Below are 23,896 nucleotides of genomic sequence, written 5' to 3'. Positions count from 1 at the left end.
GGTGAAAGCCCCGCGGATGCAGCGTCTAGATCCACGGCTCCGGCTGGCGGTCGTAGCCGATGTAGAGCGGGTGCTTCGGCTGCCCGCCCTTGGTCAGGCCGAGGTGGTGCAGCGGCAGGCCTGTTCCGCGCAGCAGCGCTTCGACGGCGCGGCCGCGGTCGAGGTGTTCGCCGTGGCTGCCCCAGGCGCAGACGATGCGGTCGGCCCAGGCGGCGCTTTCCAGGATCGCGGCGTCGTTCCCGGGGCCGACCGGGTCGGTGGCGGCACGCATCTTCCTCGGGTCGGTATCGCGCCAGGCGAAGATGTTGCACACCCGGAAGGCGCCGAACCCCAAGGCCCGGGCGCGGCGTTCGCAGCGTTCGACCGTGGGGTCGTTCTGCACCTCGGTCGCGGTCGAGGGGTTGAGCATGACGAAAAGCGCCTTCGTGCCGTCCGGGTCCCAGGTGCGGGTCAGCAGGTAGCGGTAGCGTTCGCAGTCGGAATAGACGGCGGTCGAGGGGGCGTCGCCCTTGAGGTGGGTGCGGGTGATCATGCCGATGTCTTGGCCCGGCGGGCGCGGCGGTGCAAGCGTGTTCCGTGGAAGGGCAGCGTAGGGCGGGGCGCGCCGTGGGCGCGTCCCGGGATCCCGGCGTATTTCGGCAAGAGAGGGTGGGCTGCGGCGCCCGGGTCAGAGGTTGAAGACGCGGCTGGGGTGCAGTTCGCCGCCGCGGTAGCTGCCGACAGCGAGAGGGCGGCCTTCGAAGCTGGCCCAGGCCTCGTCGCCGTATTCGACGCCGGAGGCGGGCAGCACCATGCCGGGGTTGCCGTTGCGCAGGCGGGCAGCGCCCTCGGGGGTGGCCTTCAGTTCGGGAAGGTCGGCGAGACCGGTTTCCAGCGGCAGGAGGTGGGTGTCGAGCGCCTCTGTCTTCGCCATCTCGTCGATCCGGTCGAGCGACAGGCCGGTGTCCGCGTCGAACGGGCCCGACCAGCTGCGGCGCAGCCACTGGACGTGGCCGAGGCACCCCAGCGCCTGCCCGAGGTCGCGGGCGATGGCGCGGACGTAGCCGCCCTTGCCGCAGACCATCTCCAGCTCGGCGTGGTCGGCGTCGGGGCGGGCGATCAATTCGAGGCTCTCGACCCAAAGCGGGCGCGGGGCGAGGTCCATCCGTTCGCCTTCGCGGGCGAGGTCGTAAGCGCGCTCGCCATCCACCTTGACCGCCGAGAATTGCGGCGGGACCTGTTCGATCTCGCCCCGGAAGGGGGCGAGGGCCGCGCGGATCTCGTCATCCGTGGGGCGGGTGGTGGAGGTTTCGGTCACAGTGCCCTCGGCGTCGTCGGTGGTGGTCGCGGCGCCGAAGGTGACCACGAAGCGGTAGCATTTCAGTGCGTCGGTGATGTAGGGCACGGTCTTCGTCGCCTCGCCGAGCGCCACCGCCAGGACACCGGTCGCGGCGGGGTCGAGCGTGCCGGCATGGCCCGCCTTCTTCGCGTCGAGGGCCCAGCGGACCTTGTTGACCACCGAAGTCGAGGTCACGCCCGCGGGCTTGTCGACCACCAGCCAGCCCGAGATGTCGCGGCCCTTGCGCTTGCGTCCCATGTGTGTCCGTCCGTCGTCTGCGAGAGGCCGCCTGCTAGCCCGGCGGGGCGGGGGGCGTCAAGCATCTAGCGGGCGCGGTGACGTTCGGGTTCGGCAGGGCGGAGACCTGCGGGGCGGGGTGCGGGGCGGGGTGCGGGGCGTCGGGTGTGTTCGACCGCTCGCTACCGGGGCTGCGCGGGGGTCACCAGTCCGATGATCGGGCCGAGCGGCAGGCCGATGTCCTCGCGCCCGAGGCCCGGGGCGTAGAGCCGCGAGATCGAGCCGTCGAGGTAAAGCGCGTTCGGCATCTTCAGCTTGTCGAGGAAGAGGCTGGCGAAATCATGGAAGGTGACGGCGCCGTCCGAGATCGCGAAGACCGCGGTCCGGCCGTCGGCGCTGACGCCCACGCCGTTGCGGATGTGGGTGGAATCCGAATCCGCCATGAACCGGGGGTGCAGGGCGCCGTCGATCACCAGCATCGGCCCCGATTGCGTGGCATAGCCGCAGGCGGGCGGAGACTTGGAGAAGCGGCGGCTTTCGACCACCGAGAAGCCGGCGTCCTTGCCGCTGCCGATGCAGAACACGCCGTTCGGAAGCATGCCGAAATTGCCCGGCCCTGCGGTGGTGACGATCGGGTGCACCTCCTTGCCGCCGACGATGGTCAAGCCCACGGGCTGCCGATCGGGGTGGTACATGCCGCCGTTCATCGCGAAGGCGAGCCGCTCCCCCTCGGGTTTCAGCACGGAATTCACCTGCTCGAAGCTGCCGAAGGGGGTGCCGCCGGGCTGATTCTGCCAGATCCGGAGGTCGTCGCCCGCGTGGATCGTGCAGAGGGTGTAGCCGGTGCCCTGGTAGGTGATGTCCTGGCAGGGGCCGCCGCCCGTGGCCGCCGCCGTGGCTGACATCGTGGCCGACCCCAGGACGGAGGCGAGGTAGCCCAGCAGAAGGAAGAGCGGGCGCCTGCCGCCGAACAGCCTGGAGCGCAGGTCGATCCGGCGGAGGGACATCAGTCCCGGTCGCCCGGCGCTTCGTTCTCGGGGCTGTCGTCTTCGGGGGCGGCGATGTCGCGCCGCACCGTTTCGTCGGAAAACAGCCGCCGGGTCTCGTCCATCTGGTCGAAGGTCTGGTCGATCTCGAACCGGAGCTCCGGCGCGTATTTCAGCGTCATCTCGCGCGACACGAGGTGGCGCAGCTCCTTGCGGTGGCGGCGCAGGCCCGACAGAGCCTCGTCCACGCCGTGCCCGCCGAGCGGCATGATGAAGGCCGTGGCGACCTTGAGGTCGGGGGAACAGCGCACCTCGCCTACCGTGATCGACAGGCGCGACAGTTCCGGGTCGTGCAGGTCGCCGCGCATCAGCACGTCCGACAGGGTGCGCCGGATGAGCTCGCCCACGCGGAGCTGGCGTTGAGAGGGGCCCGAGGCCGAGTTGAAGCGGTTGCTTGCCATGGCGCCCATCTAGGCGCTTTGCGGCGTTCCCGCAACCATGCTCTGCAAGTCCCGTCCGGGGTGACGAAGCTTTGCCAAGGCGCGCGGAAACCGCTATGGCCTCGGGCAAAGCGTGAAGGAGCGTGCGATGAGCGATAAGCCGGGGATCGTCATTACCGGGGCGTCGGGGCGGATGGGTCAGATGCTGATCCGCACCGTGCTGGAAAGCGACAAGGCCCGGCTGGCGGGCTGTATCGAGCGCGAGGGCCACGCCTGGATCGGCCGCGACGTGGGCGAGGCGATGGGCGGGGCGGCAGTGGGTGTCACCGTGACCGATGACGCGCTCGAGGCGTTTTCCGGGGCGCAGGCGGTCATCGACTTCACCGCGCCGGCGGCGACCGTCGGGTTTGCCAAGCTGGCGGCGCAGGCCCGCGCGGTGCACGTGGTCGGCACGACCGGGCTGTCGGCCGATGACCTGGGCAAGCTGGCGCTGGCCGCGCGGCACGCGCCGATCGTGCGGGCGGGCAACATGAGCCTTGGCGTCAACCTGCTGGTGCAGCTGACGAAGAAGGTGGCCGCCGCCCTGGACGACGATTTCGACATCGAGATCGTCGAGGCCCATCACCGCCACAAGGTCGACGCGCCGTCCGGCACCGCACTGATGCTGGGCGAGGCCGCGGCCGAGGGGCGCGGCATCGACCTGGACGCGGTGTCGGACCGGGGCCGCGACGGCATCACCGGGGCACGGGAGCGCGGGCACATCGGCTTTTCGGCGGTGCGCGGTGGCGACATCGTGGGCGAGCACGAAGTGATCTTTGCCGGCACGGGTGAGCGGATCGTGCTGTCGCATATCGCGACCGACCGGGCGATCTTCGCCCGAGGGGCGGTGAAGGCCGCGATCTGGGCACAGGACAAGGGCCCGGGCGAATACGACATGATGGACGTGCTCGGGCTGTAGGGCGCGGGCACGGGGGCGTTCACGCAAGCAGGGCCAGCGCCGGCCCATGAGGCGGCGCTTACTTCGGTTCGGGTAGGTGCTTCATGCTGCAACACCTCTCCCTCCACCGAGCGCCACGCGCGGGTGACAATGCGCCAGCCCGTCCGTCGTACCGAAGGCACGCCTTCGGCGTGATGGGACGGGCCGGCGCTGGCCCTGCGGCTTCGTTGCGCACCGGGCCGGATCGGCGCCTCTGACAGAGGGCATGATCCGGCGCGGTCGACGTCCCGTACGCGATCAGGACATCAGGGAGTTTTTTCTTCAGCAGAGGGCTGCCTCGCCAAGACTCCGGCCAGCCGCCGCCCACCTCTCTCAGCTGGTCAGTGTCCGCCGCACCGCATCCTTCCACCCGGCATAGCGCTCTTCGCGTTCCTCTTCCGGCATCTCCGGCTCGAACCTCCGGTCCAGTGCCCAGCTTTCGGCAAATCCTTCCGGCCCGGGGCAGATCCCGGCCTTCCAGCCTGCCAGCCAGGCCGCCCCAAGCGCCGTCGTCTCCAGCACCTTGGGGCGGTCCACCGGGGCGCCGAGGATGTCGGCGAGGAACTGCATCGTCCAGTCACTGGCCGTCATGCCGCCGTCGACGCGCAGTGTCTGCACTGCCGCATCCCCCAGCGCCGCGCCCGCCGCGCCGCGGATGTCGGCGGCCATCGCCTCCATCAGGTCGCGGGTCTGGTAGCCCACGCTTTCCAGCGCGGCGCGCGCCATCTCATCCGGCCCGGTTCCGCGCGTGAGGCCGAAGAGGGCGCCGCGTGCCTCGGCATCCCAGTAGGGCGCGCCGAGGCCGGTGAAGGCGGGCACCAGGAACAGCCGCTGGTGCGGGTCCGCGCGTTCGGCCATGGCCTGCGTCTCGGAGGCCGCCGCGACGATCCCCAGCCCGTCGCGCAGCCACTGCACCACCGCGCCTGCGACGAAGATCGACCCTTCCAGCGCATAGGTCGTGCGGCCGTCGAGGCGGTAGGCGATCGTCGTCAGCAGGCGGTTGTCGCTGGCCACCATCGTCTCGCCGGTGTTCAGCAGGGCGAAACACCCCGTGCCGTAGGTCGATTTCGCCATGCCCGGGGAAAAGCAGGCCTGCCCGAGGGTTGCCGCCTGCTGGTCGCCCGCGACGCCGAGGATCGGGATCTCGTCGCCCAGAAGGCGGGTCGTGCCGAACGCGTCGGCGCAATCCTTCACCTCGGGGAGGAGCGACATGGGAATGCCCATCAGCTCGCAGATCTCGGTATCCCAGCGGTCGTCGGCGATGTTGTAGAGCATGGTGCGCGCGGCGTTGGTGGCGTCGGTCACGTGGGCCGCGCCGTCGGTCAGCTTCCAGATCAGGTAGCTGTCGACGGTGCCGAAGGCGAGTTCCCCGGCCTCGGCCCGGGCGCGGGCGCCCTCGACGTTGTCCAGGAGCCAGGCAAGCTTGGTCGCCGAGAAATACGGGTCGATCAGCAGGCCGGTGCGGGCGCGGATCATCGCCTCGTGGCCGGCCTCGCGCAGGCGGGCGCAGGTGCCGGCGGTGCGCCGGTCCTGCCAGACGATGGCGTTGTGCAGCGCCTCGCCCGTGGCGCGGTCCCACAACAGGGTGGTCTCGCGCTGGTTGGTGATGCCGATTCCGGCGATGTCACCGGCCGCGAGGCCCGCCTTCTTCACCGCCGCACGGCAGGTGCGCGCGACGCTGTCCCAGATCTCGGCGGGGTCATGTTCGACCCAGCCGGAGCGGGGGAAATGCTGCGTGAATTCCTCCTGCGCGGTGGCGACCGGGCTCAGTGCCGCGTCGAAGACGATCGCGCGGCTCGACGTCGTGCCCTGGTCGATCGCAAGTACATGGCTCATTCTTCCTCCCCCCTCATGGCGTGCAGGTTCAGTCCTCTTCCTGCCACATGTCGCCCTGCCGCTGCATCCAGGCATCGAGTGCCGCGATCTCCTCGGGTGCCATCCTGAGGCCCAGCTTGGTGCGGCGCCAGACCACGTCCTCGGCGGTCATGGCGAATTCATGCGCGACCAACCATCGGACCTCGGCTTCGGTCAGGGTAGCGCCGAAGTCGTGGCCAAGCGCGGCGGCCGTCTGCGCCCGGCCGAGGATCTCACGCGCCTCGGTGCCGTAGTGCCGCACGAGGCGCTTGGCCCAGGCGGGTGTCAGGAACGGATAGTCGCGCAAGAGACCGTCGATCAGCGCGGCCACGCCGTCGACCGGGAAATCGCCCCCGGGCAGGGCAACGCCGGCGGTCCAGGGCACCCGGCCGCGCGGAAAGAAGGGGCCGAGCTTTTCCATCGCGTGTTCGGCAAGCCGGCGGTAGGTGGTGATCTTGCCGCCGAAGACGTTGAGCAGCGGCGCGCCGTCGTGATCGTGCAGCGACAGAACATAGTCGCGGGTCGCCGCGGTGGCCGACTTGGCACCGTCGTCATAGAGCGGGCGCACGCCCGAATAGGTCCAGACGATGTCGTCCCGGGTCACCGGCGTCTCGAAATACTGGCTGGCGAAGTCGCACAGGTACTGCTGTTCCTCGGGGGTGCAGACGGCCTCGGACGGCGGGCCCTTGTGGTCGGCGTCGGTGGTGCCGATCAGGGTGAAATCCTCCTCGTAGGGGATGGCGAAGATGATCCGTCCGTCGCCGCCCTGGAAGAAATAGCACTTGTCGTGGTCGAAGAGCCGGCGGGTGACGATATGGCTGCCGCGCACCAGCCGGACGCCTTCGGTCGAGGGCAGGTGCAGGGTGTCGGTGATCAGGTCGCCGACCCAGGGGCCGCCGGCGTTGACGAGGACGCGGGCCGCGACCTCCTCCACCCGCCCGCCATGGTCGACCGAGACATGCCACAGCTTGCCCTCGCGCCGCGCGCCGGTGACGCGGGCGCGGGTGAGGATGCGTGCACCCCGCTCCGCCGCGTCCCGGGCGTTAAGCGCGACAAGGCGCGAGTCCTGCACCCAGCAGTCGGAATATTCGAAGGCCTTGCGCAGGAAGGGCTTCAGCGGCCTGCCCTCGGGCGCACGGGTGAGGTCGAGCGTCGACGTGCCCGGCAGGATCTTTCGCCCGCCGAGGTGGTCATAAAGGAACAGGCCGAGGCGAATCAGCCAGCCGGGACGCATGTCCTTGTGCAGCGGCAGCACGAACCGCATCGGCCACGAGATGTGGGGCATCGCGCGCAGGAGCGTCTCGCGTTCCTTCAGCGCCTCACGCACCAGGCGGAACTCGTAATACTCGAGGTAGCGCAGCCCGCCGTGAAACAGCTTGGTCGATTTCGACGAGGTGGCCTGCGCGAGGTCGCCCATCTCGGCCAGACAGACAGACAGGCCGCGCCCCGCGGCGTCGCGCGCGATCCCGCAGCCGTTGATGCCGCCACCGATGACGAATAGGTCGACCGGCGTTCTTGAACCCATTTCGGCGTCTCCTGTGCTTGGGGGGGAACCTGTGCTGTGATGTTCGTTTCGTCAAGTATTGGGTTCGTTTGTAACATTAGTGTCTTGAAACGATGCCACACCGGTGACGATACTCCCGCTGGAAACGCGCTATCGGGAGAGGGGCATGAAGGGACGGCGCAGTCGGGACATGGCACAGAATTTCCGCCACGGGGAAATCCTCCAGCTTGCCCGGGACCGGGGCAAGGTGGTGGTCGAGGACCTGGCGCAGCATTTCGGGGTGACGCTGCAGACGATCCGGCGCGACCTGTCGGAGCTGTGCGACACCGGGCAGCTCACGCGGGTCTACGGCGGGGCGATCCTCGCCTCGGGCGTGGCGAACATCGGTTATGAGGACCGGCGCCGCCTGAACGAGGAGGAAAAGGACCGGATCGGCCGGGCTTGCGCGGCGGCGATCCCGGACGAGGCGTCGCTGTTTCTCAACATCGGGACGACGACCGAGGCCGTGGCGCGGGCGCTTCTGGGGCACCGTCAGCTGATGGTGGTGACCAACAACCTCAACGTGGCCACGATCCTGGCGCAAAACCCGACCGCCGAGGTGATCGTCGCCGGTGGCGTGCTGCGGCGGGCCGATGCCGGGCTGGTGGGCGAGATGACGCTGGAGATGGTGCGCCACTTCAAGGTCGATTTCGCGGTGATCGGGGCCTCGGCGCTGGACGAGGAAGGCGACCTTCTGGATTTCGACTTCCGCGAGGTGCGGGTGAGCCAAGCGATCCTGGGCCAGGCGCGGCGGCGGTGCCTGGTGGCGGATCGGTCGAAATTCTCGCGGACGGCGCCGGTCAGGATCGGGTCGCTGGAGGCGGTGGACAGCTTCTTCACCGATGCGCCGCCGCCGCCTGCGGTGGTGGAACGCTGCGCCGAATGGGGCACCCGGATCGTCGTCGCCGGGACGTGACGGGGGCAGCCGGGGCCGCTCGTCGTGCGCCCTTCGGCGCCTCCTCGTCGGTTTGGGCGGACGAGGAGGCGCCGGAAGCGGCCCGACGAGGGGCTTAACGCGGGGCTTAAGGCGGGGCAGTCAGATCGCGGGGCTGTGGCCCGCCTTCGACAGGTCGTAGGCGTCGAAGGCCCGGGCGATCATCCGGGTCAGCGGCCTGGCACGTTCCGGGATCGAAAGCCCCGCGTCGCTCAGTTCGATCATCCCGGGAAATCCCCGTGCCGCGGCCTCGAACATCGCCGTCAGTTCCGCCCGGCCGATCCCGAAGCGCGCCGTGATCTCGTCGCCAGAGACGCGGAAGTCGCACATCAATGCCTCGATGATCCGGCCGCGCAGCCGGTCCTCCTGCGTGAAGGCATGGCCGCGGTGGGTCGAGAACTTGCCGCCGCGGATCGCCTTGGCATGTGCCGCGGTGGCCGAGGCGTTCTGCGCATAGCCCTGCGGAAAGCGCGAGATGGACGAGGCGCCCAGCCCCACCAGCACCTCGGACGTGTCGTCGGTATAGCCCTGGAAGTTGCGCCGCAGGAGGCCCGCGTCCGCCGCTCGGGCCAGCCCGTCGCCGGGCAGGGCGAAGTGGTCGATCCCGATCTCGCGGTAACCGTCGGCGGCAAAGAGCGTCCGCGCCGTCTCGAAGAGCGCGAGCCGTTCCTCGGGGCGGGGCATCGCCTCGCCGGGGATCATCACCTGCCGGCGGGCCATCCACGGCACATGGGCATAGCCGTAGAGCGCCACCCGGTCGGGCGAGAGCGACAGCAGTTTCTGCACCGAAGCCGCAATCTTGGCGCGCGACTGGTCGGGCAGACCGAACAGGATGTCGGCGTTCAGGCTGGTCACGCCGCGGGCGCGGATCGCCTCGACCGCGTCGCGGGTCACCTCGTAGCTCTGTTCCCGGCCGATCATCTTCTGGATGCCGGGGTCGAAATCCTGCACCCCGATCGAGGCGCGGTTCATCCCCGCGGCCGCCAGCGCGTCGAGCCGCGCGGCGTCGATCTCGTTCGGATCGATCTCGACCGAGAACTCGGCGCCCGGGCCCATCGGCACGGCGTCGAGGATTGTACCCGCAAGATCGGTGATCATGTCGGGTGACATCAATGTCGGCGTGCCGCCGCCCCAGTGCAGGCGCGACAGACTGACGCCCTGCGGCAGTTTTGCCCGCATCAGCGCGATCTCGGCCTTCAGGGTTTCGACATAGGCGCGGACGGGCGCATCCGAGGATGTTCCCTGGGTGCGGCAGGCGCAGAACCAGCACAGGCGCCGGCAGAACGGCACATGCACGTAAAGCGAAATCTGTGCTCCGGGCGGGATCGCCTGGAGCCATCGGGCGAAATGGCCGGGATCGACGCCGCCCGCAAAATGCGGGGCGGTGGGATAACTCGTGTATCGAGGTACGCGCGCATCGAATAGCCCGAGCCGCATGAGTTGCGATTCAGTGTCCATTGACTTAGGCTATCCTCAAGGGATTTCCTTGCCTTGACGCAGATCAAACCTCGCTGATCGGATGCTGTGACGATGGATATGGCAATGGCCACCTTCAACTCCCATGATTGTGGGGACTGCCCGATACGCCACCGGGCCGTGTGCGCGCGGTGCGATGATCGGGAGCTCGATGAGCTGGAGCAGATCAAGTATTACCGCAGCTACGAGGCCGGGCAGACCGTGGTCTGGTCCGGCGATCCGATGGATTTCGTGGGCTCGGTGGTGACTGGAATCGCGACGCTGACCCAGACGATGGAGGATGGGCGGCGCCAGATGGTGGGGCTTCTGCTGCCGTCGGATTTCGTGGGCCGCCCCGGGCGCGAGCGGGCCGCCTATGACGTGACCGCGACCACCGATATCGTGATGTGCTGCTTCCGCAAGAAGCCGTTCGAGGAGATGATGCTGCGCACTCCGCACATCGGCCAGCGCCTGCTGGAGATGACGCTCGACGAGCTGGACGCGGCGCGCGAGTGGATGCTGCTTCTGGGCCGTAAGACGGCGCGGGAAAAGATCGCCTCTCTGGTCGCCATCATCGCCAAGCGCGACGCCTCGGCCAACGGTGCGGGGCGCGAGCGGGCGGTGACCTTCGACCTGCCGCTGACGCGCGAGGCGATGGCGGATTACCTCGGGCTGACGCTGGAGACGGTAAGCCGCCAGATCTCGGCCCTGCGCCGCGACCACGTGATCGAGATGCAGGGCAAGCGCCACGTCACCATCCCCGACATGGATCGCCTGCTGGAAGAGGCGGGCGACGACGCGGACGGCGGTATGCTGGTCTGACGGCAAGCGGCACTCCGCCCTTCATGATTTCCAGGGGGTCTTGTTCCGGGGCCGATGATCGCTGATCCGGCCCGGTGCGGGGCGAAGTCACGGGGCCAGCGCCGGCCCGTTCCGGCCGGCTGGCGCGTTGTCATCCGTGTAGAATGCTCAGACGGCAGAGGGTCGTGGCCGGGACAAGGTACCTCTCTGCCGGCGGATTGCACGCGCCACCCCATGGGCCCGCGCAGGCCCTGCTGCCGTGCGGGAGGGTCGGGCGCTGCCCGGGCTGGCCGCCCGGGCACGACCGCTCCGCCTCACCTCGCCACCAGCGCCTCGGCGATCTGCACCGCGTTCAGCGCGGCGCCCTTGAGAAGCTGGTCCCCCACGAGGAAGAGCGACAGCGAGCAGCCGGAGGGATCGCCCAGGTCGGTGCGGATGCGCCCCACGAGGACGTCATCCTGCCCCGAGGCCTCGGACGGCATGGGGAAGTGGTTCGCGGCGCGGTCGTCGACCACCCGCACCCCGGCGGCGGCCTCGAGGATGCGCCGCGCCTCGGACGCGCCGAAGGGGCTGTCGAAGGTCAGGGTCACCGCGATGCCATGGGCACGCAGCACCGGCACGCGGATGCAGGTGATCCCGATCGGAAGCGCCGGAAGGCCGAGGATGCGCCGGGTTTCGGCGATCACCTTCAGTTCCTCGCCGTTGTAGCCCGAGCGCGCGTCGACCTCGGCGTTGTGGCTGAACAGGTTGAAGGCGTAGGGCTGGGGCAGGACCTGCGGGGCATGGTCCTTGCCCGCCAGCGCGGCGCGGGTGCCTTCACGCAGCTCCTCCATCATCGCGGCCCCGCCGCCCGAGGCCGCCTGGTAGGTGGCGGCCTGGATCCGGCGGATCGGCTGCACCCGGTTCAGCGGCGCCAGCGCGACCGTCAGGATCGCCGCCACGCAGTTCGGATTGGCGATCATCCCGCCCGAACCGCCCAGCCCGCCGTGGCCCGCCAGCAGTGCGCCGTTCACCTCGGGCACGATCAGCGGCACCTCGGGCGCCATGCGGAAGGCCGAGGAATTGTCGATCACCACGGCGCCTGCCTCGGCCGCGAGCGGCGCGTAATGGCGCGAGATGGTGGCTCCGGCCGAGAACAGCGCGATGTCGACGCCCTCGAAACTGTCGTCGGTAAGCTCCTCGACGATAAGCTCGCTGCCCGCGAAGGGCAGTCGCCGCCCGGCTGAGCGGGCCGAGGCCAGCAGCCGCAACGACGCGAGCGGGAAGGCCCGTGCCTCGAGGCAGCGGATCAGTTCGATGCCCACGGCCCCGGTGGCGCCCACGATCGCGACGCGCGGGGCCGGCGAGGCCGCCGCAAAGGGGGCGGGCAGGGACGGGCCGGCCAGCGCGGCGCCTGCGGGCGGTTCATCTTCGGAAAGGTGGGCTTCGGTCAGCATGATCTCTCGCTCTCGTTGGGGCGGGAGGAGGGGCTGATCACTGGTCCTGGCCCTCTCCTTCCCGGAGGGGCCTTGGGATGGTCGTCGTCAGATCGCCGCGCACACCCCGAGAACCCCCGCCGAGGCGGTGGTCTTTACGGTGCGTTTCCAGGTGGCGATCATCATAGACATGTGCACGTCGCTATCCGCAATCCGCGCGAAAATCAAGCGGCAACGGCGATGTGCCCTGTAGGGCAGTGTCACCGGGATAACACGTGAGGCGATTTACCGATTGGATTAAACGCGCGAGGGTTGAAAGAAGTTCCGTCCTCCGCGATTGAACAGGAAGTTGATCGGTAAGGAGCTGTTTATGAGTGCCTTCAGATTGGTTTGGTTGGCCGCCGTCACCGTTGCCGCGATTTCCGCTTATGAGGTCGTCGGGCCGCATCTGCCTGCGGTCTGCGGTGAAAACGCCAGTTCCGGTAATCCGGCCTGCACCGTCTCGAAGAACTAGGGGCGGACCAGCCCAGACGATCGAAGGGGGCCTCGCGGCCCCCTTCATCCGTTTCGTGATCCGTCGGCGCAGGCTCAGTGCGCCATGAAGACGGGCACCTCCGTGCCTTCCAGCATCGCCCGCGTCGCGCCGCCGAGGATCGCCTCGCGGAAGCGCGAATGACCGTAGGCGCCCATCACCAGAAGGTCGGCGTTCTGGTCGCGCAGGTGCCGCTTGAGGACGTCCGACACCAGCGGCATCGTCTTGGCCAGCACCGACACCTCGGTGCGGATGCCGTGCCGGGTCAGCATCTGGCTGAGCGGCCCACCGGGGTCCGACCGTTCCGGCCCGTGCTGGGGCGGATCGACCACGACGATGTTCACCGTGTCCGCCGCGGTCAGCATCGGCAGCGCCCGGCGGATCGCGGTGAGCGACTCGTTCGACTGGTTCCACGCGATGACCACGCGCTTGCCGAGGCTGCCGCCCAGGCCGACCGCGGGCACCACGAGCACCGGGGCCCGGCCGTCGAACATCGCCGCCTCGACCACGGCCTCGTCCTCCTGGCCGCAGGTCGGACCGTAGGGCAGAGGCTGGATCACGAGGTCGGAAAAGCGCGCATGCAGGGCGACGATCGCCCCCAACCCGCCGATCTGCGCCACCGCCGAGTCGACGCCCCAGCGGATCCCCTCTCTCTCGAGGATGCTCCGCGCCTTCGCCTCCAGTTCTTCGGCGTCGGATTTCGCGCGGTCGATCAGTTCCTGCTGCAACATCACCGTGGCGCCGGCGTAGTAATAGCCGGCCTGGGTGCGGTCGATCCCGAGGCACAGCACATCGAGATGTGCATCCTCGCGCCGCGCGATCTCGACCGCCGCCGCCAGCGCATGGTCGGCACCGGCGAGCGAGGTCAGCACTGTTAACAAAGTCTTATACGCCATCGCGTCATCCTCCGCGCGTTTGGACCGCCCTGCACCGCGATGGGCCGGGGCCGTTGTCTGCGACGATATCGCACAGCGTTCGCTGAAGCATTGACCAAGATCAAACTCGATCTCACGGTTATACACGGGAGCTCACGAAAGGTTGACATGGATCAAGGCGACCGATCCGTCCGGGGGGCAAGAAGCGATCAGTCGTAAAGAGCCCGCCGGTCCGTCCGGGCAGGTGAGGTCAAGACAAAGGGACGCACGATGTGGGACTATATCAAACTGGCCGTGCTGGCCGTGATCGCGCTGTTTGCCGCGATCGCCGCCAACTACGGCCATGATCTTGCCTACCAGGTGCACGCTGTCCTGATCATGGTCGTCGCAGCGGCCATGTTCATCTTCAGCCTGCGCCGGACGGGGGATATCCGGGTACCCGCGCCCGCGAACGAATATTTCGACAGCGTGGTGCGGGCGGGCGTGATCGCGACCGCCTTCTGGGGCGTCGTCGGCTTTGCCGCCGGTGTCTTCATCGCCAGCCAGCTGGCCTTTCCCTCGCTCAACTTCGAATGGGCCGAGGGGTACATGAACTTCGGCAGGCTTCGGCCGTTGCACACCTCGGCGGTGATCTTCGCCTTCGGGGGCAATGCGCTGATCGCGACCTCGTTCTACGTCGTGCAACGCACCTCGGCGGCGCGTCTCTGGGGCGGCAATGCCGCCTGGTTCGTGTTCTGGGGCTACAACCTGTTCATCGTGCTGGCGGCGACCGGCTACATCCTGGGCGCCACCCAGTCGAAGGAATACGCCGAGCCGGAATGGTATGTCGACCTGTGGCTGACGATCGTCTGGCTGGTCTACCTTGCCGTCTTCCTGGGCACGATCATCAAGCGCCGCGAAAAGCACATCTACGTCGCGAACTGGTTCTACCTGAGCTTCATCGTGACAGTGGCCATGCTGCACGTCTTCAACAATCTGGCGATCCCCGTCTCGATCTTCGGGTCCAAGTCGGTGCAGGTCTTCTCGGGCGTGCAGGACGCGATGACGCAGTGGTGGTATGGCCACAACGCGGTGGGCTTCTTCCTGACCGCCGGGTTTCTCGGCATGATGTACTACTTCGTCCCGAAGCAGGCGGAGCGCCCGGTCTATTCCTACAAGCTCTCGATCATCCACTTCTGGGCGCTGATCTTCCTGTATATCTGGGCAGGCCCCCACCACCTGCACTACACCGCGCTTCCCGACTGGGCCTCGACGCTGGGGATGATCTTCTCGGTCATGCTGTGGATGCCGTCGTGGGGTGGCATGATCAACGGCCTGATGACGCTGTCGGGCGCCTGGGACAAGCTGCGCACCGATCCGATCATCCGCATGATGGTGATCTCGGTGGGCTTTTACGGCATGTCGACCTTCGAGGGGCCGATGATGTCGATCCGCGCGGTCAACTCGCTTTCCCACTACACCGACTGGACGATCGGCCACGTGCATTCCGGCGCGCTGGGCTGGAATGGCATGATCACCTTCGGCGCGCTCTACTTCCTCGTGCCGCGGCTGTGGCACCGCGAGCGGCTCTACTCGCTCAGTCTCGTCAGCTGGCACTTCTGGCTCGCGACGATCGGGATCATTCTCTACGCCGCCTCGATGTGGGTCACCGGCATCATGGAAGGTCTGATGTGGCGCGAGGTCGACGCGAACGGCTTCCTCGTGAACTCCTTCGCCGACACCGTGGCCGCCAAGTTCCCGATGTATGTGGTTCGTGCGCTGGGTGGGGGCATGTACCTGACCGGTGCGATCATCATGTGCTTCAACCTGTGGAAGACGGTCACCGCCGGGGCCCCCAAGGCCTACAGCACCGCCGTGCCGGCGGAATGACGGGAAACGACAATGGCTTTTCTTGACAAACACAAGGCGATCGAGACCAACGCGACACTTCTGCTGGTGCTGGCGTTCCTCGTGGTGACCATCGGCGGCCTGGTGGAGATCGTTCCGCTGTTCTACCTGAAGAACACGATCGAGAAGGTGGAGGGGGTGCGCCCCTACACCCCGCTCGAGCTGGCCGGGCGCAACATCTACATCCGCGAGGGCTGCTACGTCTGCCACAGCCAGATGATCCGACCGATGCGCGACGAGGTGGAGCGTTACGGCCATTACTCGCTGGCGGCGGAATCGATGTACGACCACCCGTTCCAGTGGGGGTCGAAGCGGACGGGGCCCGACCTTGCCCGCGTCGGCGGCCGCTATTCGGACGCGTGGCATGTCGATCACCTGACCAACCCGCAGTCGGTGGTGCCTGAATCGGTGATGCCCAAGTACGGCTTTCTCAAGAGCCGCATGATCGAGGGCACCTACATCAAGGACACGATGTGGACCAACCGCGTCGTCGGCGTGCCCTACACCGACGACATGCTGTCGAACGCGGTCGCCGACTTCACCGCCCAGGCGGATCCCGAGGCCGATGTCGACGGCCTCAGGGCGCGCTACGGCGAAAAGGTGAAGGTCGCGAATTTCGACGGTCAGCCCGGGCTGAGCGAAATGGACGCGCTGATCGCCTACCTTCAGGTGCTGGGCACGATGGTCGACTTCTCGACCTTCACCCCGGACGCGAGCCGATAGGGGAGGGGCATGAGTACATACGACACCCTTCGGCATTTCGCGGACAGCTGGATGCTTCTGCTCCTCGTGCTGATCTTCCTCGGCGTCATCGTCTGGGCCTTCCGTCCGGGCAGCCGAGGCGACCAGCGCGATGCCGCGACGTCGATTTTCCGCAACGAGGACAGACCCGCCCGTGACGGCCGCGAGGCCGCCGGGAAGGAGGCGAGAAAATGAGCGACAACCTTCATACCAACCGCAAGCCGGGCGATCCCGAGACGACCGGCCACAGCTGGGACGGGATCGAGGAATTCAACAACCCGATGCCGCGCTGGTGGGTCTATGTCTTCTACCTCTGCATCGCGTTTGCGCTGATCTACTCGGTGCTGTACCCGGCCTGGCCGCTGGTCAACAGGGCGACGCCGGGGATCCTGGGCTGGTCGACGCGCGGCGACGTCAAGGCGGAGATGACCGCCTGGCACGACCAGAACAAGGCAATCCAGGCGAAGCTCGTGGCGACGCCGCTGGCCGAGATAAAGGCCGACCCGGCGCTGGCGCAATTCGCGACCAATGCCGGCGGGGCGGTGTTCCGCACCTGGTGCGCGCAGTGCCACGGCTCCGGCGCGGCGGGCAACAAGGGCTTCCCGAACCTTCTGGATGACGACTGGCTCTGGGGCGGCACGTTGCAGGATATCCATTTCACCGTGACTCACGGGGTGCGGAACGCGGATGACGGTGATGCGCGCTATTCGCAGATGCCGGCCTTCGGCAAGGACGGGATCCTCGACCAGACGCAGATCCGCGACGTCGTGCAATACGTCATGTCGCTGTCCAACGCCGCGACCGACCCGAAGGCGGCCGAGGCGGGCAAGACCGTGTTCGCCGAGAACTGCGCGGCCTGCCATGGCGAAAACGCCAAGGGCGACAGGACGCAGGGCGCGCCGAACCTGACCGACGCGATCTGGCTGTATGGCGGCGATCGCAAGACCCTGACCGAGACGGTGACCAATGCCCGCTTCGGCGTGATGCCGGCCTGGGGCAAGCGGCTGTCGGACGCGGATATTCAGGCGGTGACCTATTACGTCCACAGCCTCGGCGGCGGCGAATAATCCTGCCGGAGAGGCCGCGCAAAGGGAAGGCCCGGGACGGATCCCGGGCCTTCCTGCCATGTGGGCCGCCTGTGCGGCGGGTCAGTCGTTGCCGTCGGCGGGGGCATCGCTCCGCCGTTGGCGCCAGAACCGAAGGTCGGCCCGGCGGCGCGCGGCCCTGGCGGCGTCGCGCCCGTAGAGACGGCGGCGGCGGTCGTCGTCGATCCACTCCCGCTCGGGGTCGTGACTGGCGGGGGTCTCGATCGTGCCACGGACCCGCCGATCCTGGCGGAAGCGGTCGGTCCGGGCGGCGATCATGTACGTTTCTCCAAGAATTCCCAACATGACAATCTCCTGTGATCCGTGTTTCCATGCTTGGATAATTGGGAATCCTGCGTCAGGATGCGAGTCAGCAATTCTGTAGATCCGTAAGGCTTTCTTACATGATATCTTGGCGTGACCTGCCCCCCCTGACGGCGCTTCGCGCCTTTGCCGCCTTTGCCGAAAGCGGTTCTGTCGTGGCGGCGGGGGCGCAGCTGAACGTCAGCCATGCCGCTGTCAGCCAGCAGCTTCGCGCGCTCGAGCAGCATATGGGTCTTGCCTTGCTGCGCCGGCGGGGGCGGGAGCTTGTGCTGACGTCCGAGGGGCGCGAGCTTGCCGCCGCGCTTACGGAAGGCTTCGGCCATATCGCGGACAGTGTCGCCGCGCTGACCGGGGCCGAGGCGGAGCGGCCGCTGAGGATCACCACCACGCCCGGTTTTGCCGCGAGTTGGCTGATGCCGCGGATCGCCGATTTTCGCGACCGGCACCCCGAGATCGACGTGGTGATCGACCCGACCGGAACCATACAGACGCTGGGCCCGGGCGGTTTCGACCTCGCGCTGCGGTACGGGGCGGGGGAATGGCCTTGCTGCGAATCGCTCCTGCTGGTCGATTCCGACGTGGTGGTGGTGGCCGCGCCCGCCCTGGTCGGCGACAGGCAGGTCGACGGGATCGCCGACCTCGCCGATCTGCCGTGGATGCAGGAGCTGGGCACGAGCGAGGCCAGCGATTTCCTCGCGGCGCACGGGGTGGCCGGGCGCGCGCAGCGGGGGATGACCTCGCTTCCCGGCAACATGATGATCGACGCGGCGCGCGACGGCCTGGCGGTCGCGGTGATCGCGCGGGCCTTCGTGGCGGCCGACATCGCCGCGGGCCGGCTGCGCGAGCTTTATGCCGACAACCGCAAGAAGGGCTATTTCCTGGTCACGCCCGAGGGTGTGCTGCGCCCGCCAGCCCGTGCCTTCGCGCAGTGGGCGCGTCGCCAGGTTGCCGCGGAACAGGGGGGGGCGGATGTCCCCGGAACCCTACTGAAGAAAAGTTGAACGCACCTACCCGAATTGACACAGGTCAATGCGACTCGGGCGATTCGGGGCCATGAAGGGGATGGCTCTGGTCAAGGGCCTGCACCGGCACCCCGTCCTGTTCGCGCGTTTCCTGGGGGTGCCGGTGCCAATACCTCCGGCGTCGTGTCCACTGGCACGACGCCTTTTTCTTTGCGTCCTGGACGCAGTTGCGGCCGCTGCGTGGGGCGCGCCGGGGCGGGGCGATAAGACACATTGTTGATGCAGGTCAAAGCGCCTAGATCCGGGGCGTCAGATAACGCTTTTGCGATATTTCGTGATCAGCCCGGAGACCTGCCGTTGACCGCCCCCGACACCACCACAGATCCCCTCTACACGGCGCGGGAGCCGATCTTTCCCAGGCGGGTGCGCGGAACCTTCCGCAACTTGAAATGGGTGATCATGGTGGTCACGCTGGGGATCTACTATGTCACGCCCTGGATCCGTTGGGACCGCGGTCCCAGCCTGCCCGATCAGGCGGTGCTGATCGACCTTGCCAATCGCCGGTTCTTCTTCTTCTGGATCGAGATCTGGCCGCATGAATTCTACTTCGTCGCGGGCCTTCTGATCATGGCGGGGCTGGGGCTTTTCCTGTTTACCTCGGCGCTGGGGCGGGTCTGGTGCGGCTACACCTGCCCGCAAACGGTGTGGACGGACCTCTTCATCCTGGTCGAGCGCTGGATCGAGGGCGACCGCAACAACCGCCTGCGCCTGCACCGGCAGAAGATGAACGCGCACAAGCTTCGGCTGCGGCTGACGAAGTGGGTGGCGTGGCTCCTGATCGGGCTGGCGACCGGGGGGGCCTGGGTCTTCTACTTCGCCGATGCACCGACTCTGCTGGTCAACCTTGTCACGCTGCAGGCGCCGGCGGTGGCCTACCTCACATTGGCGGTGCTGACCTTCACCACCTTCGCCTTCGGCGGCTTCGCGCGGGAACAGATCTGCATCTACGCCTGCCCCTGGCCCCGGATCCAGGCGGCGATGATGGATGAGGACACGATCACCGTGGCCTACCGCGAATGGCGGGGCGAACCGCGCGCCAAGGGCAAGAACCGGCGCCGCGCCGAGATGCAGGAACGCGTGGCGCGGGCCGAGGCCGAGGTGGCGGCGGCCGGGCCGAAGCAGGGCGGGTCGCCCTTCGTGCCGATGCCGGGGATGCCCAAGGGCGTGGGCGGCGAGATCCCGGCGAAGGACAGCCTTGGCGATTGCATCGACTGCAACGCCTGCGTCAACGTCTGCCCGATGGGGATCGACATCCGCGACGGCCAGCAGATGGCCTGTATCACCTGTGCGCTGTGCATCGACGCCTGCGACGAGGTGATGGAAAAGATCGGCAAGCCGCGCGGGCTGATCGGCTACATGGCCCTGACCGACGAAAAGCTGGAACGCGCGGGCGGTCATCCGCGTCGCATCTGGAAGCACATCTTCCGCCCGCGCACCATTCTCTATACCGCGCTGTGGTCGGCGGTGGGGGTGGGCCTGCTCGTGGCGCTGTTCCTGCGCCAGCCGATCGGCCTGACCGTCGCCCCGGTGCGCAACCCGATCTACGTCACGATGTCCGACGGCTCGATCCGCAACACCTACGACGTGCGGCTGCGCAACATGCAGCACGGCGCAAGACCGTTCGAGATCAGCATGGACCCGGTGCCCGGCCTGACCATGACGCTTGAGGGGACCGAGGGCGCGACCGTCTCTGTCCCGGCGGACGAGACCCGGCTTCAGCGCGTCTACATCACCGCCGCGCCTGGCTCGGCCCCCGCGGCGGCAGAGCGCACGCCCGTCAGGGTCTGGGTCGACGACGCGAACGGCGCCGACCGCGTCAAGGATGACACCGTGTTCTTCGGAAAGGGCAAGTAGATGGCCGAGATCACCGGACGCCACGTTCTGGCGGGCTTCGTCGGGGCCTTCGGCATCATCATCGCGGTCAACGTGGTGATGGCCTACCAGGCGGTCCACACCTTCCCGGGGCTGGAGGTCGAGAACGGCTATGTCGAAAGCCAGACCTTCGACCGCGACCAGAAAGCCCAGAAGGCGCTGGGGTGGGGCCTGAAGCTTGGCTATGCCGGCAAGGTGCTTTCCCTGGGCTTCGATCGCGGCGAGGACCCGATCGCCGATGTCGCTTCGCTTGACGTGCTGGTGGGCCGGCCGACCGAGGCGCGCGAGGACAAGCACCCCGTCTTCTCTCGCAATGGCGACGTGTTCTCGGCACCGCTGGACCTGCACAAGGGCAAGTGGATGGTCGTGGTGCAGGCGCGCGCCACCGATGGCACGCGGTTCCGACAAAGGCTGTCTCTGAACGTGACGAACTAGCCCCTTCCCCCCTCATCCCAGCCCCGGAACGCCTTCCCGATGACCGCCGCCGCCCGCCCTTCCGCCTCAGCCTGCCCCGCCTGCGCCGCCGTGCCGGCGGCCGAGGCCCTGGCCGCGCCGGCGGCACAGGCGGCGCCTCTGATGCTGTCGCTGCCCACGGCGCATTGCGCGGTCTGCATGTCGACGGTGGAGCGGGGTCTCGGCGCGGTGCCGGGGGTGCGCTCGGCCCGGGTGAACCTGACTCTCAAACGCGTCTCGGTCGAGGCCGAGCCGGAGGTGACCGCCGATCAATTGATCGCCGTCCTCGACGGTCTCGGGTACGAGGCGCACGAACTGGATGCCGGGTCGCTGAACACGACCGAGACCGACCGGCGCGGGCGGGACCTGCTGATGCGGCTGGGCGTCGCGGGCTTCGCGATGATGAACGTCATGATTCTGTCGATCGCGGTCTGGTCGGGGGCCGAGGCCGAGACGCGCGACATGTTCCACTGGCTGTCCGCCGCGATCGCGCTGCCGACAGTGGTCTTCGCGGGGCAGCCGTTCTTTCGAAACGCCTGGGTCGCGCTCAGGGCCGGGCGGCTGGGGATGGACGTGCCGATCACGCTGGCCATCCTGCTGGCCGCGGGCCTTTCGCTTTATGAGACGATCGAGGGCGGGCGGCATGCCTATTTCGACGCGGCGGTCTCGCTCACCTTCTTCTTGCTGGCGGGGCGCTACCTCGATTTCCGGACCCGGGCGGTGGCGCGGTCGGCGGCCGAGGAGCTGGCCGCGCTGGAAGTGCCGCGCGCCAGCCGGCTGCAGGACGGGGACGAGGTGACCGTGCCCATCGCCGAGCTTCGCGTGGGCGATCTGGTGCGCGTCCGTCCCGGCGCGCGGATGCCGGCGGACGGCGTGGTGACGGAGGGCAGGTCGGAGCTGGACCGGTCGCTTCTGACGGGCGAGAGCCTGCCCGTCCCCGCGGGCCCGGGCAGCACCGTCAGCGCGGGCGAGGTCAACCTGACCGGCCCGCTGACCCTGCGGGTGACGGCGGCGGGGCGGGACAGCGCGTTGCAGCGGATGGCCGACCTCGTCGCGGTCGCGGAGAGCGGGCGCAACCGCTACACCTCGCTTGCCGACCGGGCGGCGCGGATCTATGCGCCGGGGGTGCATCTCTTGTCGCTGGCGGCGTTCCTCGGCTGGCTCTGGGTCTCGGGCGGAGATGTGCGGCTGGCGGTGAACATCGCGGTTGCGGTGCTGATCATCACCTGCCCCTGCGCCCTTGGCCTCGCGGTACCTGCGGTGGTGACGGCGGCCTCGGGGCGGCTGTTCCGCCGGGGGCTCCTCATCAAGGACGGCACCGCGCTGGAACGGCTGGCCGAGGTCGACACTGTGGTGTTCGACAAGACCGGCACGCTGACAATGGGAACCCCTGTCCTGCGGAACCTGCACGATCACTCCCGCGCGGATCTGGAGATCGCGGCGGCGCTGGCCGGGGCCTCCGCCCATCCCCTTGCCCGGGCCCTGGCCGATGCGGCCGCGGCGGAAGGGGTGGGCCCTGCGCCGCTCTCGGATCTGCGCGAGGTGCCGGGACGGGGGATCGAGGGGCTGTGGCAGGGGCGCCGGGTGCGTCTGGGCCGGGCGGAATGGCTGGGCGCAGAGCCGGTGGCGGCGACCGCGACCTGGCTCGATACCGGGGAGGGCGCGCCGCGCGCCTTCACCTTTGCCGACCGCCTGCGGCCCGGGGCCGAGGCGGCGGTGGCGGCGCTGAAGGCGCAGGGCAAGCGGGTGCTGCTGATTTCGGGCGATACCGAGGCGTCGGTGGCCGATCTGGCCGCGCGGCTGGGAATCGCGGAATGGACCGCCGGCGCGCTGCCAAAGCAGAAGGCCGCGCGGGTCGCCGCGCTGGCGGGGCAGGGGGCGCGGGTGCTGATGGTGGGCGACGGCCTCAATGACACCGCAGCGCTGGCGGCGGCCCATGTTTCGATCTCGCCGGCCTCGGCGCTGGACGCGGCGCGGGTGGCCTCGGACATCGTGCTGCTGGGGCAGGACATGGCGCCGATCGCGGAGGCGGCGCAGGTCGCGCGCCGGGCGGTGCGGCGGATCAAGGAGAATTTCGGCGTGTCGCTTGCCTACAACCTGATTGCCGTGCCGGTCGCGATCCTGGGGCTGGCGACACCGCTGGCGGCGGCCCTTGCGATGTCGGCCTCGTCGATTACCGTGTCTTTGAATGCGCTGAGGCTTCGCTGATCCGATGGACGTCCTTGCCTACCTGATCCCGATCTCGCTGCTGCTCGGCGGCATCGGCCTCGCGGGGTTCTTCTGGACCCTGCGAAAGGGTCAGTACGACGATCCGGAGGGCGATGCGCGGCGGATCCTGTCGGACGAATGGGACGACCGGCCGAAGCCCTGAGGCGGAGAGGCCGGGGGGCCAGCCCCCCGGACCCCCCGGGATATTTCCGCTCAGAAGAAGATCAGATCAGCGTTGTCGTGACGGCGCCGAGGCCGTCGATGGCGACGGTGCAGGCCTGGCCTTTCGCGATCGGGCCGACGCCGGCGGGGGTGCCGGTCATGATCAGGTCGCCGGGCTGCAATTCGACGAGGCCGGAGAGATAGGCGATCACGTCGGCCACCGGCCAGATCATCTGGTCGAGGGTGCTTTCCTGCGTGACGGCGCCGTCCACCGTGCAGGTGATCCGGGCCGTGCCCGGGGGATGGCCATGTTCCGCGACGGCGTAGAGCGCGCCGCAGGGGGCCGAGCGGTCGAAGCCCTTCGACATGTCCCAGGGGCGGCGCATTTCCTTGGCCTTGTTCTGCATGTCGCGGCGGGTGAGGTCGTTGCCCGCGCCGTAGCCCCAGACATGGGACAGCGCGTCGGCCGCCGCGATGTCGCGACCGCCGGTGCCGATGGCGACGACCAGTTCGGCCTCGTGGTGGAGGTTCTCCGTCTGGGGAGGGTAGGCGATTTCGGCCCCGTCCCCGATCACCGCGTCGCCCGGCTTGGTGAAGAAGAAGGGCGGTTCGCGGTCGGGATCGTGGCCCATCTCGCGGGCGTGGTCGGCGTAGTTGCGCCCGACGCAGAAGATCCGGCGCACCGGGAAGCGGGCGTCCGAGCCGGCGATGGCAAGGCTGGGCTGGGCGGGCGCGGGAATGGCGAATTCGGTCATCGGGGGTCCTCCTGTCGCCTC

24 protein-coding genes are annotated in these 23,896 nt (G+C 68.5%); 13 read left to right on the top strand and 11 right to left on the bottom strand.

Annotation, left to right across the window (positions count from 1 at the left end; genetic code table 11):
• Window positions 1-25: 25 nt before the first annotated feature.
• From CVV76_RS19065 to rbfA, 4 genes are all read right to left on the bottom strand, one after another.
• Window positions 26-532 (bottom strand): DUF1643 domain-containing protein, encoded by a 507-nt coding sequence (locus CVV76_RS19065; protein ID WP_102226282.1) that lies wholly within the window; start codon window positions 530-532, stop codon window positions 26-28.
• A gap of 135 nt (window positions 533-667) precedes the next feature.
• Window positions 668-1,576, bottom strand: coding sequence for a tRNA pseudouridine(55) synthase TruB (truB, locus tag CVV76_RS19060; protein ID WP_102226281.1), 909 nt, complete (start codon window positions 1,574-1,576; stop codon window positions 668-670).
• 161 nt (window positions 1,577-1,737) lie between these two features.
• The gene (locus CVV76_RS19055) at window positions 1,738-2,460 is read right to left on the bottom strand and encodes a phosphodiester glycosidase family protein (protein ID WP_102226322.1); all 723 of its coding nucleotides are present in this window, start codon (window positions 2,458-2,460) and stop codon (window positions 1,738-1,740) included.
• A 101-nt stretch (window positions 2,461-2,561) separates the two neighbouring features.
• Window positions 2,562-3,011, bottom strand: coding sequence for a 30S ribosome-binding factor RbfA (gene rbfA, locus CVV76_RS19050; RefSeq protein WP_199178654.1), 450 nt, complete (start codon window positions 3,009-3,011; stop codon window positions 2,562-2,564).
• A 118-nt stretch (window positions 3,012-3,129) separates the two neighbouring features.
• Between rbfA and dapB the strand changes: the two genes are divergently transcribed.
• A complete protein-coding gene (gene dapB / locus CVV76_RS19045; protein WP_102226280.1) occupies window positions 3,130-3,939 on the top strand; it encodes a 4-hydroxy-tetrahydrodipicolinate reductase in 810 nt (269 codons plus the stop codon).
• Between the two features lie 351 nt (window positions 3,940-4,290).
• Here dapB and glpK read toward each other — a convergent pair whose 3' ends face one another.
• Both glpK and glpD read right to left on the bottom strand, forming a co-directional pair.
• On the bottom strand, window positions 4,291-5,793 hold the full coding sequence (gene glpK / locus CVV76_RS19040; protein ID WP_102226279.1) for a glycerol kinase GlpK: 1,503 nt from the start codon (window positions 5,791-5,793) through the stop codon (window positions 4,291-4,293).
• A 28-nt stretch (window positions 5,794-5,821) separates the two neighbouring features.
• Window positions 5,822-7,336 (bottom strand): glycerol-3-phosphate dehydrogenase, encoded by a 1,515-nt coding sequence (gene glpD, locus CVV76_RS19035; RefSeq protein WP_102226278.1) that lies wholly within the window; start codon window positions 7,334-7,336, stop codon window positions 5,822-5,824.
• Between the two features lie 169 nt (window positions 7,337-7,505).
• Between glpD and CVV76_RS19030 the strand changes: the two genes are divergently transcribed.
• Window positions 7,506-8,270, top strand: coding sequence for a DeoR/GlpR family DNA-binding transcription regulator (locus CVV76_RS19030; RefSeq protein ID WP_102226277.1), 765 nt, complete (start codon window positions 7,506-7,508; stop codon window positions 8,268-8,270).
• A gap of 120 nt (window positions 8,271-8,390) precedes the next feature.
• On the opposite strand, the gene hemN is transcribed toward CVV76_RS19030, so the two are convergent.
• Window positions 8,391-9,746 (bottom strand): oxygen-independent coproporphyrinogen III oxidase, encoded by a 1,356-nt coding sequence (gene hemN, locus CVV76_RS19025; protein WP_102226276.1) that lies wholly within the window; start codon window positions 9,744-9,746, stop codon window positions 8,391-8,393.
• Window positions 9,747-9,818: 72 nt separating this feature from the next.
• On the opposite strand from hemN, the gene fnrL reads away from it, so the two are divergent.
• Entirely contained in the window at window positions 9,819-10,565 is a 747-nt protein-coding gene (gene fnrL, locus CVV76_RS19020) for a transcriptional regulator FnrL (protein ID WP_102226275.1), read from the top strand.
• Between the two features lie 293 nt (window positions 10,566-10,858).
• Here fnrL and CVV76_RS19015 read toward each other — a convergent pair whose 3' ends face one another.
• Window positions 10,859-11,980 carry an aspartate-semialdehyde dehydrogenase gene (locus CVV76_RS19015; protein WP_102226274.1) on the bottom strand — a complete coding sequence of 374 codons (1,122 nt, stop codon included), beginning with the start codon at window positions 11,978-11,980 and terminating at the stop codon, window positions 10,859-10,861.
• 349 nt (window positions 11,981-12,329) lie between these two features.
• Between CVV76_RS19015 and CVV76_RS25000 the strand changes: the two genes are divergently transcribed.
• Window positions 12,330-12,473, top strand: a complete 144-nt coding sequence (locus CVV76_RS25000) for a hypothetical protein (protein WP_158243195.1) — start codon at window positions 12,330-12,332, stop codon at window positions 12,471-12,473.
• Window positions 12,474-12,547: 74 nt separating this feature from the next.
• Here CVV76_RS25000 and CVV76_RS19010 read toward each other — a convergent pair whose 3' ends face one another.
• Entirely contained in the window at window positions 12,548-13,387 is an 840-nt protein-coding gene (locus CVV76_RS19010; protein WP_102226273.1) for a universal stress protein, read from the bottom strand.
• Between the two features lie 249 nt (window positions 13,388-13,636).
• Here CVV76_RS19010 and ccoN point away from each other — a divergent pair, with 249 nt between their 5' ends.
• From ccoN to ccoP, 4 genes are read left to right on the top strand one after another with little or no spacing between them, the layout of a single operon-like run.
• Window positions 13,637-15,235 (top strand): cytochrome-c oxidase, cbb3-type subunit I, encoded by a 1,599-nt coding sequence (gene ccoN / locus CVV76_RS19005; RefSeq protein ID WP_102226272.1) that lies wholly within the window; start codon window positions 13,637-13,639, stop codon window positions 15,233-15,235.
• 12 nt (window positions 15,236-15,247) lie between these two features.
• Complete coding sequence (gene ccoO, locus CVV76_RS19000; RefSeq protein ID WP_102226271.1) at window positions 15,248-15,976, top strand: cytochrome-c oxidase, cbb3-type subunit II; 729 nt, start codon at window positions 15,248-15,250, stop codon at window positions 15,974-15,976.
• A gap of 9 nt (window positions 15,977-15,985) precedes the next feature.
• On the top strand, window positions 15,986-16,189 hold the full coding sequence (locus tag CVV76_RS18995; RefSeq protein ID WP_102226270.1) for a cbb3-type cytochrome c oxidase subunit 3: 204 nt from the start codon (window positions 15,986-15,988) through the stop codon (window positions 16,187-16,189).
• A complete protein-coding gene (ccoP, locus tag CVV76_RS18990; protein ID WP_102226269.1) occupies window positions 16,186-17,061 on the top strand; it encodes a cytochrome-c oxidase, cbb3-type subunit III in 876 nt (291 codons plus the stop codon). Before CVV76_RS18995 ends, ccoP begins: the two co-directional genes overlap by 4 nt.
• 81 nt (window positions 17,062-17,142) lie before the next feature.
• Here the strand turns inward: ccoP and CVV76_RS18985 are convergent, their stop codons facing one another.
• Entirely contained in the window at window positions 17,143-17,385 is a 243-nt protein-coding gene (locus tag CVV76_RS18985) for a hypothetical protein (RefSeq protein ID WP_102226268.1), read from the bottom strand.
• 101 nt (window positions 17,386-17,486) lie between these two features.
• Between CVV76_RS18985 and CVV76_RS18980 the strand changes: the two genes are divergently transcribed.
• The 5 genes from CVV76_RS18980 (at window position 17,487) to ccoS (ending at window position 23,121) form a co-directional block, all read left to right on the top strand.
• On the top strand, window positions 17,487-18,404 hold the full coding sequence (locus CVV76_RS18980) for a LysR family transcriptional regulator (RefSeq protein ID WP_102226320.1): 918 nt from the start codon (window positions 17,487-17,489) through the stop codon (window positions 18,402-18,404).
• A gap of 318 nt (window positions 18,405-18,722) precedes the next feature.
• Window positions 18,723-20,279, top strand: coding sequence for a cytochrome c oxidase accessory protein CcoG (gene ccoG, locus CVV76_RS18975; protein ID WP_233193025.1), 1,557 nt, complete (start codon window positions 18,723-18,725; stop codon window positions 20,277-20,279).
• Window positions 20,280-20,732 carry a FixH family protein gene (locus CVV76_RS18970; protein WP_102226266.1) on the top strand — a complete coding sequence of 151 codons (453 nt, stop codon included), beginning with the start codon at window positions 20,280-20,282 and terminating at the stop codon, window positions 20,730-20,732.
• A 39-nt stretch (window positions 20,733-20,771) separates the two neighbouring features.
• Window positions 20,772-22,958, top strand: coding sequence for a heavy metal translocating P-type ATPase (locus CVV76_RS18965; RefSeq protein ID WP_102226265.1), 2,187 nt, complete (start codon window positions 20,772-20,774; stop codon window positions 22,956-22,958).
• A gap of 4 nt (window positions 22,959-22,962) precedes the next feature.
• Complete coding sequence (gene ccoS, locus CVV76_RS18960) at window positions 22,963-23,121, top strand: cbb3-type cytochrome oxidase assembly protein CcoS (protein WP_102226264.1); 159 nt, start codon at window positions 22,963-22,965, stop codon at window positions 23,119-23,121.
• Between the two features lie 61 nt (window positions 23,122-23,182).
• On the opposite strand, the gene CVV76_RS18955 is transcribed toward ccoS, so the two are convergent.
• Window positions 23,183-23,875 (bottom strand): fumarylacetoacetate hydrolase family protein, encoded by a 693-nt coding sequence (locus CVV76_RS18955; protein ID WP_102226263.1) that lies wholly within the window; start codon window positions 23,873-23,875, stop codon window positions 23,183-23,185.
• Window positions 23,876-23,896 lie beyond the last annotated feature (21 nt).

It is taken from the genome of Acidimangrovimonas sediminis, from assembly GCF_002871005.1.
GTDB classification, from domain to species: Bacteria; Pseudomonadota; Alphaproteobacteria; order Rhodobacterales; family Rhodobacteraceae; genus Acidimangrovimonas; species Acidimangrovimonas sediminis.
Note: the sequence above shows the minus strand (reverse complement) of the source record. Positions and strands in the feature narration are given on the sequence as shown.